The organism is Shewanella sp. 10N.286.52.A9, from assembly GCF_041468985.1.
Classification (GTDB): Bacteria; Pseudomonadota; Gammaproteobacteria; order Enterobacterales; family Shewanellaceae; genus Shewanella; species Shewanella japonica.
The window spans coordinates 89,106-103,732 of sequence record NZ_JBFRJQ010000004.1; the positions used below are offsets into that span (position 1 = coordinate 89,106).

Here is a 14,627-nt window from a genome sequence, read left to right on the forward strand (position 1 = left end):
CTTTTTTTTATTTCATAATCTGTTTATTACAACCCGGCAAATAAAAGGCGATTACTATGAATAAAAATAAAATAAAAGACATTGTAATTGTTGGAGGCGGTACTTCTGGTTGGATGACCGCAGCCATGTTAATCAAGCTATTTAAGGCTCAACTTAACATCACATTGATTGAGTCAGAGTCCATTGGCACCATTGGTGTCGGTGAAGCGACCATCCCTCCTCTTCAAATATTCAATAGTGTCCTTGGAATCAACGAGGCTGACTTTATCAAACAAACCCAAGCGAGTTTTAAACTAGGAATCCAATTTGAGAATTGGGGTAAGGATAAAGACAGCTACATGCATGCTTTTGGCAATATTGGCAAGGATATTGGCTACACTCAATTTCATCATTATTGGTTAAAGTCCTCGCCTCAAAATGCTCATTCATTTTGGGATTACTCACTCAACTATCAAGCTGCTGCTGAGAATAAATTTGCTCCTATAGACACAATTAAGGGCTCTCCTCTTGCTGGAATAACGCATGCGTATCATTTTGATGCATCTCTTTATGCCCAAATGCTAAGGCAATATAGTGAAAACTTATCAGTTAAACGTCTTGAAGGATTCATTAGCTCAGTACAGCTCAAGCAAGAAGGCGACATTCGATCGGTTACTCTTAAAGATGGCCAGGTCATTAACGGCGATTTGTTCATTGATTGTTCCGGGTTTGCAGCACTATTAATAGCACAACAATTAAATGTCGGTTACGAGAATTGGCAACATTGGTTGCCGTGCGATAGTGCTTACGCAGTGCCATGTGAGCGCAGTGAGCCATTAGTCCCCTACACTCGTTCAATAGCTCATAAAGCAGGCTGGCAATGGCGCATACCATTACAACATCGTACCGGAAATGGGGTGGTTTATAGCAGTCAGCATATAACAGATGATGAAGCTAAATCGTTATTGCTCAGCAATTTAGATGGAAAACCACTTGCTGAGCCCAAAAAGATAAGCTTTACAACTGGAAGACGTGAAAAGCAGTGGCATAAAAACTGTATTGCTATTGGTCTTTCCAGTGGGTTCCTTGAGCCCCTTGAATCAACCAGTTTACATTTAGTTCAGTCTGCAATAATTCGATTAACAAAGTTCTTCCCACATCAAGGTATTCAACAATCCAGCGTTGACGAATATAACCGTCAATCAAAGTTGGAGTTTGAACAGATTCGTGACTTTATCATTTTACATTATCACGTGAATCAACGAAGCAGTTCATCCAATAAAACTGACTTATGGCAACAATGTCGTGATATGCCAATACCTGCATCATTACAGCAAAAAATTGACTGTTTCAGAACAACGGGAACAGTCACTCGATATCAAGATGAACTGTTTACAGAAGCGGCTTGGATCCAGGTCTTACTTGGCCAAGGGGTGACACCAAAAGATTATAACCCACTCGCTAACAATATTAACCAAAGTGATCTCACTGAGTTTTTAAGTAATGTAAAACAGATCATTTCCGGTGCAGTTACTAATATGCCAACACATAATGACTATATTCAGCGGCTTTAAACGCTATAACCAGTAATCTCATCCCCAAATAAAATATAAAGCAAGGTTTATAATATGACGGATCAGTTTAAATTAGCTTACCCACTACTAATAAGTTTGCTGTTTTCAGCGCCAGTTGCTTCAGAAGTATCATCATTTTCAGTTGAGCCAGAGTCATGGTGGGCTGGCATGCATAACAGCCAACTGCAATTACTAGTTTATGGTGACAATATCGCCAATAAACAAATCAGACTCGCCCAAGCTAATGGGGTTAAATTAATTGACGTTCATCAATCTAGCAGCGATAACCACTTATTTGTCGATCTTGACCTAGCTAATGCCAAGCCACAAACGTTAACGTTCGCCATTTATGATAACGATAAACTAGTGCAGCATTTTGATTACCCTATCCTTGCACGTGAGCCAGGATCACGTGACAGACAAGGCTTTAGCAATAAAGATGTCATTTATCTGATAACACCCGATCGTTTCGTAAATGGTAACCCTGATAATGATAACCACCCAGATATGCTCGAAAAAGTTAATCGTGCAGACAAAGATGGTCGACATGGCGGCGATATTATGGGGATCCGTAAATCACTTCCTTACTTGAGCGAGTTAGGTGTTACCCAGTTATGGATTAACCCGCTTTTAGAAAATAATCAGCAAAAGTATTCATATCATGGTTATTCCACCACTGACTTTTACAACATAGATCCCCGCTTTGGCAGTAACGAAGAATACAAGTCATTAGTCGAAGAAGCGAAGCAGTTCGGAATTGGAATTATTAAAGATGTTATTGTCAATCATATGGGTTCAGAACATCGCTGGATGGCAGATTTTCCAACTTCAACTTGGATAAACGGCCAGCAACAATGGCAACAAAATCCATCTGATATCTTATATACCAGCCATCGAAGAACAACAGTACAAGACCCTTACGCACTGAAAAGTGACAGAGCCGAGTTCGAAAACGGATGGTTTACTGACACCATGCCTGACATGAATCAACATGATCAGTTTATGGCAAATTACCTGATTCAAAATAGCATTTGGTGGGTGGAATATGCAGGGTTAAGTGGGATCCGTGAAGACACCTATTCATATGCCGACAAGACATTTTTAACTCGCTGGTCAAAAGCGATTATGGATGAATATCCAAACTTCAATATTGTCGGTGAAGAATGGACTGCAAACCCGATTACAGTCAGTTACTGGCAAGCGGGAAAAAAAAATGCTGATGGTTATGTGTCACATACTCCTAGCATGATGGACTTTCCGCTATATGAAGAAATGATTAAAAGCTTTACCGATAAAGAGGACTGGGGAAGCGGCTTAATCACTTTATATGAAATGCTTGCCAATGATGTGATTTATGCCAAACCGACGGATTTAGTCTTATTTGAGGGCAACCATGATACCAACCGCCTATACAGTTTGATGGGTGAAGATTTAGCGACGTATAAAATGGCGATGACTTATGTGATGACAAGTAACCGTATTCCACAAATGTTTTATGGAACAGAAGTGTTAATGACTAGCCCAACCAAAGACCGAAATGATGGGTTAGTGCGCAGTGATTTCCCTGGCGGCTGGCCAACTGATAAAGCCAATGTATTTGAGCAAACAAACTTAACGCCAGATCAATTAGATGCGCTAACGTTTAATAAGACCTTATTAAACTTTCGTAAAAACTCACTTGCTATCCAACAAGGTACCCTGTCTCATTACGTGCCTAAAGACGGTGTTTACGTGCAAGCAAGACGTTATCAAAAATCTGATAAAAATGAAGATATTCTGATCATATACAACAAGAATGAAAACGCTGTTGAGCTTGATTTAAATCGATTTAGTGAAGTGCTCAGTCAGCATACCTCAGGCGTTGAACTGTTCAGTCAACATTCGTATTCATTAGATAAGCCACTCACTTTACAAGAAAAAGGTGTCATTATCTTAAGCTTATCTAACTAATAACAAAAATGACTGCAGCGATTAAATTATTCAACTTAACCGCTGCAATAATAAGAGATAATTATGCATACCCTATCAAGAATTAATAAACCACAACTGCGGACTTCTGTACTCGCCAGCGCACTCGTATTTTTTGCTGCAGGGTGTAGTCACTCCAGCACATCGATTGATAATCACATTGCAGAATCAGAAGATAAGCTTCACGATACAGCACAACACAACACAAGTGCTTTGACTGGAAAGCCGGTCATATATCAAGTCTTCACGCGTTTATATGGTAATACCAATACAACCAATAAGCCCTGGGGAACCATAGATGAAAATGGTGTCGGTAAGTTTAGTGATTTTACTGATGTTGCCTTACAGGACATAAAATCACTTGGAACCACGCACGTTTGGTACACAGGTGTACCCCATCATGCATTGATCAATGACTACACTGATTATGGGATCAGTAATGATGATCCTGACGTTGTAAAAGGCCGTGCAGGTTCTCCCTATGCAGTAAAAGATTATTATAACGTTAACCCTGATTTAGCTGATGATCCTGCTAATCGCTTAAATGAGTTTGAATCACTTATATTGCGCACCCACAACAATGGCATGAAAGTGGTTATCGATATCGTGCCGAATCACGTTGCAAGGCGCTATGAGTCGATTGATCAATCATCTAGCTTACCTAGTCATCGTAATTTTGGCCAAAACGATGACACTAATGTGGAATACGCTAAAAATAACAACTTTTACTATATTGTAGATCAAGCATTTCAAGTGCCTGACAGTCATCAAGGAAAGCAGCCTTTAGGCGGCGAACGACATCCACTTTCAGATAAATTATTTGAAGAAAGCCCTGCTAAATGGACAGGAAATGGATCGCGATTAGCAAAGCCAGATGCGAATGATTGGTATGAAACTGTAAAAGTTAACTATGGTGTCAAACCTGACGGTAGCTATGACTTCCCTACACTTCCTGAAGGATTCAATAAAAAGCCCCCTGCTGAGCATTATTTGTTTTGGCAATCACAACTGCCAACAGCCATACCTGATTCATGGATTAAGTTTAAAGACATCACCGAGTTTTGGTTAGCAAAAGGGGTTGATGGTTTTCGCTATGATATGGCTGAGATGGTTCCTGTAGAGTTCTGGAGCTATTTGAACAGTAATATTAAACACATCAATCCAGACGCTTTTTTATTAGCCGAAGTCTATAACCCAAGTCTGTATCGTGACTATATTCACCTAGGAAAGATGGACTACCTTTATGATAAGGTCGATTTATACGACACATTAAAAGACATTATTCATGGTAAAACAGCTACATCTCAAATAGCCGTTGATCAGGCCAAAGTCGCTGATATTGAAGAGCATATGCTGCACTTTTTAGAGAACCATGACGAACAAAGGATCAATACCACTGATTTTGCTGGTAGTCCTGAAGCAGCCTTACCAGCTATGGTCGTATCGACCACAATTAGTCGTTCACCTACTCTTTTGTATTTCGGTCAAGATGTCGGTGAAAAAGGCGCTGAAAACGCAGGTTTCGGTCAAGCCACACGTACGAGTATCTTTGATTATGTGGGCGTACCAGCGCATCAACGCTGGATGAACAATGGTAAATTTGATGGCGGGCAATCAACTGAAGCAGAGAAATCTCTTCGTGCTTACTATCAAACATTGTTAAATTTAAGCCATACCGCATCTGCACTGAGTGGCGAATATTTTGAACTAGATACACATAACCGTGATGCATCTGTAGCAACAAAAAATGGTTACTCAGACAAGCTGTTTGCATTTAGCCGTTATGATGAAAACCAATTTATCGTTGTCATCAGCAATTTTAGTCAACAAGAAGCAACTGACTTAACGTTAAGTTTACCTAAAGCCTTGCTTAAAGCGGTAAGCTTAACTGATGGTGTTTATAAGATGACAGATTTGCTTACGACTGAAGAACAGACTGAGATGACGGTTAATCAAGATGTTGGCACAATATCGATAACGCTAAAACCATTACAATCTAGTGTGTTAATGATTGAACTATAATGTCTTTCATCATTAATCGTTTAAGCCAGATAGCCATGTTATCTGGCTTTATATTTACTTTTAATACAACAACTTATTTATATAATTCAACTTCAACAACGGTAATACTCAGCTCAGCAGTTAACTCAGCCAACAATAGCTTGCTTAACTGCGCTGCTGCACTGTATAAGCCACTATTATCATTATCTATAACCAAGGTTAAAAACCGTTCACTCCAAGGTAAAAGATGTTGGCTCAGTAGCACCTCTGTTCGACTTGTCCCCTCTTCACCTTGGCTAGTTGCTGAGCCTGAGACACTATCAAGCTCTAAACAATGCACCAAAGCAACTAACATCAGGCTAAAGTGATCTGTCGGTTCATTATGTTCAAGATTAAAATTAAGATCTTGGAGTTTACAAAAGTCCATAAAGGCAAGCGTTGTATGGTCAAATAAACGATTTTGTTTATTTAAATAGACTGACCCCCAAGGATACGCTAACTTGCCCTTCGGCCTCACAAATAAGGCATTAAAATCTTGTTTAAGTGCTAATAATGGCAGTTGTGATGCTAACTGTTTAATTTCATCTATTTTTAATAAAGCTAGATCTTGCAAATTCGTTTTATTTGTTATGAATATTGATGTATCGAGTTCAGATAAGGTATTTTTAAATTCTTCATCAGGATTTCGATAAAAAATTTCAGCTAAAATATTAAACATTAACGCTATAGATTTAACGTTATCTGAATTACTCATGTTTATTCCTTATTATTTAATTTACACCATATTATTTCAGGTTATTATTAATATCTGTGATGCATTTCCAGTTATAAAAAGTAATAGCGATGATTTGTAAGCACAGTGATTTAGATCATTATTCAATGCTTAAAAAATTCGTATGATGTTTCAATGCGGTTTATTAATAATAGGTAAACTATGTTAGTCATGAGCTTTAAAGAAAGATGGCGAGCAGCCGAATTGGCCAGTGCTATCGAAAACACCTTAAAGAATGAAGCTGTGTGGTTAGCATCATCTAACCCAGCAAAATCGATAGATGCTATCAGCAGAAAGCTTGCAAGTATGGTAATTAATGACTTCAGACGTGTGGAAACCTTTCCTGAAACCTTAACGGAGTCTGAATTATTAAGCGCTTTTTTTAACGGCTTCAGCGTAGTAATTAATAAAAGTATTAATCAAGAAACCATTACAAAAACCGACTACTCTATCATTGCTTTAGCAAGAGGTTTTGCATTAGATATTGATTTATCCCATGAACAAGCATTATTAGATCAAGCAAGTTCAGTTATTCAAGTTGCAAATAACTGGGATAAGCATATCAGAAATTTAAATCAAAGACGTAATACTCGATTTACTGTGTAATGATTTTTAAAGCTAGTTTATAAATAAACATAAAAACTCTGTCACCTAGATAACAAATCTTTATTTATTATTGTTCGTCTAAAAAACTATACTTTAGTATTAAAAAAGCCTGTTAAATTAACAGGCTTTTACATAACAGCATTTCATTTTGAGCTTTAAAAAGGACATTAATATTTTAAATGCTCATATTATTAACGATTTGCCAGTCACTAACCTCTTAATTTAATAAAGACTGTACTTGGCGCCGTACCTAAATCTTGATGACCATCACCTGACATACTCGCACCAGGTAACGCTAACGCCTCACTGAGATCCATCACATCAAGAACCTGTACAGGACATCCCGTTACACAGAAAGGTTTTTCACCGAGATCAAGCCTATCCTTGCACATATCACATTTGGTTAGCACACCTCGACTTGGGTCGATCTTAGGCGCATCATAAGGACACGCATAATGGCAAACACCACAACCAATACAAGTAGATTCATCTATGTATACAATGCCATCATCTCGTTGAATCATCGCACCTTGTGGACATTTCTCGACACAAACCGGTGACTCACAATGGTGACAAGACTGAGATAAAAATACCGAAACTTCTCTACCTTCACTATTTATTTTTTCGCCTTGGCTAATATCGCGCAAAGTAACGAATTCATTGACGTCGTTACCTGCTTGGCAAGCGACGGTACATGCTTCACAGCCGACACAGTTTTCTTGGCGAAATACAAAACATTTTTGTTCAGACATTTGTTTTTTCCTTAATGTAATGGATTACGCCAAAGCGATATCAACACGAGTTGAGTGGAAAGTTGAACCAAAGTTCATATCGGTTAATTCACTATTGGTAAGCTGATTAATAGCAGTGCCACTGCCGTTTTCATTGAGTTTTTTCCATGCATTTTTCCAAGCGAAAATTGTTCCTGCAGGTGTCATAGCTTCAACTCTTGCAGTGTATTGAATCACCACATCACGCTGACCATAACGACTCGCCGTTAACTTAACTTGGTCGCCATCACTGATCCCTTTGCGCATAGCATCATCTGGGTGAATATAAACCATATGCTGCGGAAAAGTGCCTTCAATATACTTAACGTTTGCCCATTGCGAGTTACTCAGCTTGGGATGCGCTGGTGAAAGTAAACGGAATTCACGTGATTTTTCATCATCTGTCATGCCTTTGGTGGCAAAGTCATCTGACTCTGGCGTACCAGTATCGATAACAGGATTGAATTTTTCAGGATCGAAATAAGTACCACTGGTGTCTTTAAATTCAATTTTTCCGCTAGGCGTTGGGAAGTCATAATTTTTACGGAATGGGTAATCAACCACTGGGCTATCCCAGTTTTGAACACAGAGTTCATCGTAGCTAATGTTGCCCTTCCAAGTACCACGTAAAATATCCTCAATACTTTCACTAAACTCAGGGTCGCTGTAACCCATGGCTTTAGCTAAATCTTGGAAGATAATAGTATCTGGTTTTGACTGATATAACGGGCTAATCGCTTGCGTGCTGTGTTTAGCATAATAACAGTGGTAACTATCAATCATATTAGCTTGCTCAATGTAACTTGAAGTTGGCAGTAAATAATCAACGTAATCCATAGTATCGGTTTGGAATAGATCAATCCCAACTAAAAATAAGTCATCCCGCATTAATCCAATTTCAATTAAATCAGCATCAGGCGCAATAGCAATCGGGTTACTTGAATATACAATCATCGCTTTAATCGGATCGCATGGCTCATCAAACGCTAATGGGCCGACTTGACCGTCTTCATGCTGATAATCTTCTGGCAGAAGTGATTTACCAATTTCACTAATATTGACAGTATCTCTTACAGCATCTTCTGGTGTTAAATGACTACCGCCACTATATGCCCAGTCAAACAACCCACCAGCTTGAGTGTTCAGATATACAACGCCTGCACCGACTTTACCAATATTACCTGTTAAAGCAGCTAGCGTTGGAATAGCTTTTACCATACGTCCACCATTTAGTGTACGTTGTAAGCCATAACCAATACGGATCATTGCACATTCAGCGCCAGCATAAGCTCTTGCAAAAGACTGATACTGTGACTTGCTTACCCCTGTTTCAGCTTCAATTTGCTCATGGGTAAATTCTTCTAATCTTGCCAATAACGCATCATAGTCTTGGGTATACGATTCAATAAACCCAGTATCATGCAAGCTTTCTTCAATCAATATCTTAGCAATACCAATAACCAAGGTTGCATCAGTCCCTGGTGTCGGTTGTAACCAGATATCTGCCTGTGATGCTAGCGGCGTTCTTGCTGGGTTAACTACCAGTACTTTTGCCCCTTTATCACGCGCTTCATTGATAAATTTTAAGTGATGAATATTGGTCGCTTGTTCGTTTGTTCCCCACGACACAAAACACTTGGTATTGACGTAATCTTCTGGGCTCGGACCGGAGAACTCGCCTAAAATTGAGCTCATGCCAGAATAACCTGCACTAGCACAGATGTTTCGTTGTAAATTACGGCTCGCAATTCGGTTAAAGAAACGGTTAGCACCTGAACTGGCACCTATGCCGCTATAGCCTGAATAGAAATAAGGCACAATGGCATTACCAGAATAGGTATCAATAACTTCATTTAATTTTGCAGCAATTTCGCTATTAGCTTGTTCCCAACTAATTGGTTCGAACGTTGCGCCAGGACCACGTGGACCAACGCGTTTCATTGGTTGCTGTATGCGGTCAGGACTGTAAATAGATTCAAGATACGCATGGCCTTTTACACATGGCGTACCTGCAGTAACAGGATGCGAAGGATCGCCACTAACAGAAACCGCAACCCCATCTTTAGTTGAAACTAGCAGGCTACATCTATCACCACAGTTTCTTGGACATGTTGTATGAAAAACACCGTCGGGTTCAGGTGTTGGCGGCTCTGTTACAGGTGGTTCTGTTGTATTGTCATCATCGCTACTAGAACACCCCATGATACTCGCAGAAAATGCAAAAGCACTACTGCCTTTTAAAAAACTACGTCTGTTCATTGCCATCATTTAATCCTTATTGTTATTCAAAAAAACCATAGCAAATAGTCGTGTTTTGTTAACAAAAAAAGATTAAAAAATATAATCTGTTCAAACATTTAGAAAATCATTTAACGCTATCACAGTTTCATATTTTGGATATCAAGTTTTCACATATCAAAAGTTATTGTTAGTAAATATCTCATTAAAAATTTAAAACAGTAAAAATAAAAACAAATGTATCAGCGCGTTCAATATTTACATTGTCAGTATCAAACATTCACTGTTACATCCAGTTATTTTCCTAAAAAGTGCAAACTAAGACTTACTCAAAATTTATCACTCAGCAAAGTGTATTTAAAAACAACAAATTCTAATTTTTGAAATCAGCATTGCGAATTTCTGGCTTGAATACGTATGCAGTCAATTGCGGCAAAAATATGAACAGCTCTAGTATGAAGTAACAAAAATAATTAAATCTATAATGGAGTTGTTAATGTCGCCGGTTTCAAGGAAGTCTCAACCTGATGTCTCGCTGCTACCCAAAAGAAATTTAGCTCGTCTACCGCTATTAATTAGTCTTGTTTTACTTGGCGCCCACCAATCGGCTCTTGCAAAAACAGTAACCGTAAATTCTCCAGATAAGCGTATTTCAGTTAGCTTGAGCGATGACGGTGACAGACCGGAATATAAAGTAACTTTTAACGGTAAAGATGCCGTACTTAATTCAAGACTTGGATTGGTTTTTGAAACATTTGGTGAATTTGGTAGCGGTTTTGATATTACAGAGTCCAGTAAGTCAACGCACTCTTCTCGATGGCAACAACCTTGGGGCGAGCGTGAATGGATAGACGACAACCATAATAAGCTGACAGCGACTTTTTCTAATGGTCGGCATCAATTTGCACTGGAGTTCAAAGTATTTGATGACGGTATCGGATTTAGATATCTCGTCCCCAAGCAAGCGTCATTTGATAAAGTAACTCACCTTAATATCACCAATGAGCTGACAGAATTTTCAGTTCCTGATGCGCATCATGCAACTGGGTGGTGGATCCCTGGCCGAGGCTGGAACCGTTATGAGTATTTATATCAAACAACATCGGTTAACAAAGTCGACCGTGCCCACACACCTTTCACTTACAAATTAACTTCAGGGCTTCACTTAAGTATTCATGAAGCGGCTCTAACAGATTACGCAGCGATGGTGTTAGATCAGCGCCGAGATGGCACGCTTAAAGCAGATCTTACCCCTTGGTCTGATGGCACCTTAGTCAAAACTCAACCTGGTTTCACTACCCCTTGGCGCACTATTCAAATTGCTGATGCAGCAACAGGACTTCTCAATTCAGATTTAATCCTTAACCTGAATGAACCGAACAAACTCGGTGATGTTTCATGGGTTGAACCTGGTAAATACGTCGGTATTTGGTGGGGGATGCACATTAATGAAAACACTTGGGGTTCTGGCGAAAAACACGGTGCAACCACCTCAGAAACGAAACGTTATATGGATTTTGCAGCTAAGTACGGTTTTGATGGTGTTCTCGTTGAAGGCTGGAATCTTGGTTGGGATGGAAGCTGGTTCCATAACGGTGATGTATTCAGTTTTACTCAGTCTTATGATGATTTTGATATTGATGCTGTCAGTGCACATGGAGCAAACAACAATGTGCGTTTAATTGGCCATCATGAAACTTCAGGTTCTGTGACCAACTACCGCAATCAAATGAGTGACGCTTATGATTTATATAAGCAACACGGTGTAACACAAATCAAAACAGGTTATGTTGCTGATGGTGGCGACATTAAGCGAGTCGACTCGCAAGGTATTGTTCGCCATGAATGGCATGATGGTCAGTTTATGGTTAATGAGTATCTTCATAGCATTACAGAAGCAGCTAAACGTCAAATTAGCATCAATACTCACGAGCCAATAAAAGACACTGGTTTAAGACGAACCTACCCTAACTGGATTTCTCGTGAAGGCGCTCGCGGACAAGAATTTAATGCATGGGGAACGCCCCCTAACAGTCCAGAGCATACCGCAATATTGCCATATACACGCATGCTATCAGGACCGATGGACTTCACTCCGGGTATTTTTAATCTTGCCCCTGAGGGACTTGATGCCGTTAACCGCGTCCAGACAACCCTCGCAAAACAACTGGCTTTGTATGTTGTACTATACAGTCCAATTCAAATGGCGGCTGATTTACCAAGAAATTACGTTGAACGATTAGATGCATTTCAATTCATTCAAGATGTACCAACGGATTGGAGCGAGAGTATTGCAGTCGCTGGCGAGATTGGCGATTTTGTTGCCTTTGCACGAAAAGATCGCGCTTCAGAGGATTGGTATTTAGGCGCGCTAACTGACGAATCTGAGCGGGAGTTAACAATCAAGTTAGACTTCTTATCAGATGATAAATCCTATCAAGCACAAATATATCGTGATGGAGCCGAAGCTGATTGGAAGACCAATCCATACGACTATATTATTGAAAACAAGCAAGTAACAGCGAAAGATACCTTAACATTAGCCCTTGCCACTAGCGGCGGTGTAGCGATTCGTTTTATCCCAGTCGATTAACACTCAACTTTAAGTCTCCCCCCTAAAAAACCTGATGTGCAAAGTGATTGTTGCCATCAGGTTTTTCTTCATTTACATTGCCTTAGCTCACAATAAAAACATCACCAAAGACGCCATGACATTTAAGAATACACCCCACAATCTTGTTACAAATACGATCGGTTTTCGTTGTGCATAAATGATGAATACGTATGTAATTAGTTGTGCCAAAATCCACCACAAGGCTAATATAAAACCTGCTAAATTTCTTCCTCTGCTTGTGGGGATGAAATGGGCTAGGTCGTTACTGGCGCATCACCTTCATCGGATTGTGTCAGGTTTAAGAACCTTTCTAACTTCTTTATCAATCGAAGTCAGAATACGAGGTCTTTGGCGAATACCCGTCTTAGGGAGATGTGTATTCGCCATTTTTTTAACTATCGTCTAATCAAGCCGAAATGAATACCTAGCAAAATAACAAGTAACAATAAGAATTCAGCCATGATGCTGAACAGCCCATTTATAATGGAAGATAAAGGAAGATACATGTCTGCCGATAATACATCGCATCAGGGTACACCGAATAAACAATCGCTTCGTCAGCAACCAGAATTAAACTTCTGGCAAATTTTCAATATGTGTTTTGGATTTTTGGGGATCCAATTTGGCTTTGCACTTCAAAACGCCAATGTCAGCCGTATATTTCAAACCCTAGGTGCTGAGATTGATGAAATTCCAATCTTATGGATTGCTGCTCCGTTAACAGGACTTATCGTTCAGCCCATTATTGGCTACTTAAGTGATAATACATGGAATGGACTGGGTCGCCGTCGCCCATATTTTTTAATTGGCGCAGTTTGTACCACACTCGCTTTATTTATCATGCCGCATTCTCCAGTTTTATGGGTAGCAGCGGGCATGCTTTGGATCATGGATGCCTCAATTAACATTGCCATGGAGCCATTTCGTGCATTTGTTGGAGATAACCTACCGAAGTCTCAGCGTACTCAAGGCTATGCTATGCAAAGCTTCTTTATTGGAATCGGCGCCGTTGTAGCGTCAGCCTTGCCGTATTTATTAACCAACTATTTTGATGTGGCGAATACTGCTCCTGAAGGCGAAATTGCCGACTCGGTACGTTACGCATTTTATTTTGGTGGCGCCGTTTTATTCCTCGCGGTTGGATGGACCATCGTAACCTCTAAAGAATATTCACCTGAAGAACTGGCCTCTTTTCATCAAGAAAATGATGAAGAATTAATAGCTGAAAACAATAGCGATAACCGCACTAGAACAGCTAAGCAATATCAATTTGCTTCTATGCTTTGGATGGCGATTGGTGGTGGTTTAACAGGTTTAGTTTTTGGCCTTTCGTTAGATAAGCAGCTTTATATATTGACCATCGGTATTTTTGTATTTGGCCCTTTGCAATTTTACTGCGCCAAAGCCCTCGCAAAAGTTAATCCAAATGACATCGCTGAGCGCGAAAGTCTAGGCATGGTATTTAACGTAGTTGATAATTTATTCCATATGCCAAAAGCCATGCACCAACTGGCCATAGTACAATTCTTTTCATGGTTTGCCTTATTCGCGATGTGGATTTATACCACTTCAGCAGTCACCTCTTACCATTATGGTACCAGTGATGTACTGACCAAAGCCTACAATGATGGCGCTGATTGGGTCGGTATGCTATTCGCTTCATACAATGGTTTTGCTGCCGTTGCTGCGATTGCAATACCGTTTCTAGCAAAAGCAGTCGGAATAAGATTCACACATACCATCAATTTAACATTGGGTGGTTTGGGGCTTATCAGCTTTTATTTCATTAGCGATCCAGCCCTACTTTGGATACCTATGATTGGAGTCGGCATCGCGTGGGCGTCAATCTTATCAGTACCGTACGCAATGCTATCTGGGATCTTACCACCTAAGAAAATGGGGGTGTTTATGGGAATATTTAACTTTTTCATTGTTATCCCTCAATTGCTTGCGGCCAGTGTTTTAGGCGTAATTCTTAATACATTATTTGATGGAGAGCCAATCTTTGCATTAATTACTGGCGGTGTGTTTATGATTATTGCGGGTATCGCAGTGTTGTTTGTAGACCAACCAAAACAATAAGTTATTGAGTCATATTTCTGATT

At 39.7% G+C, this 14,627-nt stretch carries 9 protein-coding genes; 6 read left to right on the forward strand and 3 right to left on the reverse strand.

Features of this window, described 5'->3' with window-relative positions; genetic code table 11:
• Positions 1-56 precede the first annotated feature (56 nt).
• The 3 genes from AB4128_RS02920 to AB4128_RS02930 all read left to right on the forward strand — a co-directional run bounded on the left by AB4128_RS02920 (position 57) and on the right by AB4128_RS02930 (position 5,543).
• Entirely contained in the window at positions 57-1,553 is a 1,497-nt protein-coding gene (locus AB4128_RS02920) for a tryptophan halogenase family protein (RefSeq protein WP_372036736.1), read from the forward strand.
• Between the two features lie 54 nt (positions 1,554-1,607).
• Positions 1,608-3,503: a glycoside hydrolase family 13 protein gene (locus AB4128_RS02925; RefSeq protein WP_372036738.1), complete on the forward strand. Its 1,896-nt coding sequence runs from the start codon at positions 1,608-1,610 to the stop codon at positions 3,501-3,503.
• A 63-nt stretch (positions 3,504-3,566) separates the two neighbouring features.
• The gene (locus AB4128_RS02930) at positions 3,567-5,543 is read left to right on the forward strand and encodes an alpha-amylase family glycosyl hydrolase (RefSeq protein WP_372036740.1); all 1,977 of its coding nucleotides are present in this window, start codon (positions 3,567-3,569) and stop codon (positions 5,541-5,543) included.
• A 73-nt stretch (positions 5,544-5,616) separates the two neighbouring features.
• Here the strand turns inward: AB4128_RS02930 and AB4128_RS02935 are convergent, their stop codons facing one another.
• Positions 5,617-6,276 carry a molecular chaperone gene (locus AB4128_RS02935; RefSeq protein ID WP_372036742.1) on the reverse strand — a complete coding sequence of 220 codons (660 nt, stop codon included), beginning with the start codon at positions 6,274-6,276 and terminating at the stop codon, positions 5,617-5,619.
• A 180-nt stretch (positions 6,277-6,456) separates the two neighbouring features.
• Here AB4128_RS02935 and AB4128_RS02940 point away from each other — a divergent pair, with 180 nt between their 5' ends.
• A complete protein-coding gene (locus AB4128_RS02940; RefSeq protein WP_055026014.1) occupies positions 6,457-6,900 on the forward strand; it encodes a hypothetical protein in 444 nt (147 codons plus the stop codon).
• A 209-nt stretch (positions 6,901-7,109) separates the two neighbouring features.
• Here the strand turns inward: AB4128_RS02940 and AB4128_RS02945 are convergent, their stop codons facing one another.
• A complete protein-coding gene (locus AB4128_RS02945; protein ID WP_055026013.1) occupies positions 7,110-7,652 on the reverse strand; it encodes a 4Fe-4S dicluster domain-containing protein in 543 nt (180 codons plus the stop codon).
• 24 nt (positions 7,653-7,676) lie between these two features.
• Entirely contained in the window at positions 7,677-9,929 is a 2,253-nt protein-coding gene (locus AB4128_RS02950) for a molybdopterin-dependent oxidoreductase (protein ID WP_192022767.1), read from the reverse strand.
• A 475-nt stretch (positions 9,930-10,404) separates the two neighbouring features.
• On the opposite strand from AB4128_RS02950, the gene AB4128_RS02955 reads away from it, so the two are divergent.
• Both AB4128_RS02955 and AB4128_RS02960 read left to right on the forward strand, forming a co-directional pair.
• Positions 10,405-12,501: a glycoside hydrolase family 97 protein gene (locus AB4128_RS02955; protein WP_372036744.1), complete on the forward strand. Its 2,097-nt coding sequence runs from the start codon at positions 10,405-10,407 to the stop codon at positions 12,499-12,501.
• Positions 12,502-13,026: 525 nt separating this feature from the next.
• Positions 13,027-14,604: an MFS transporter gene (locus AB4128_RS02960; RefSeq protein WP_372036746.1), complete on the forward strand. Its 1,578-nt coding sequence runs from the start codon at positions 13,027-13,029 to the stop codon at positions 14,602-14,604.
• Positions 14,605-14,627: the final 23 nt, after the last annotated feature.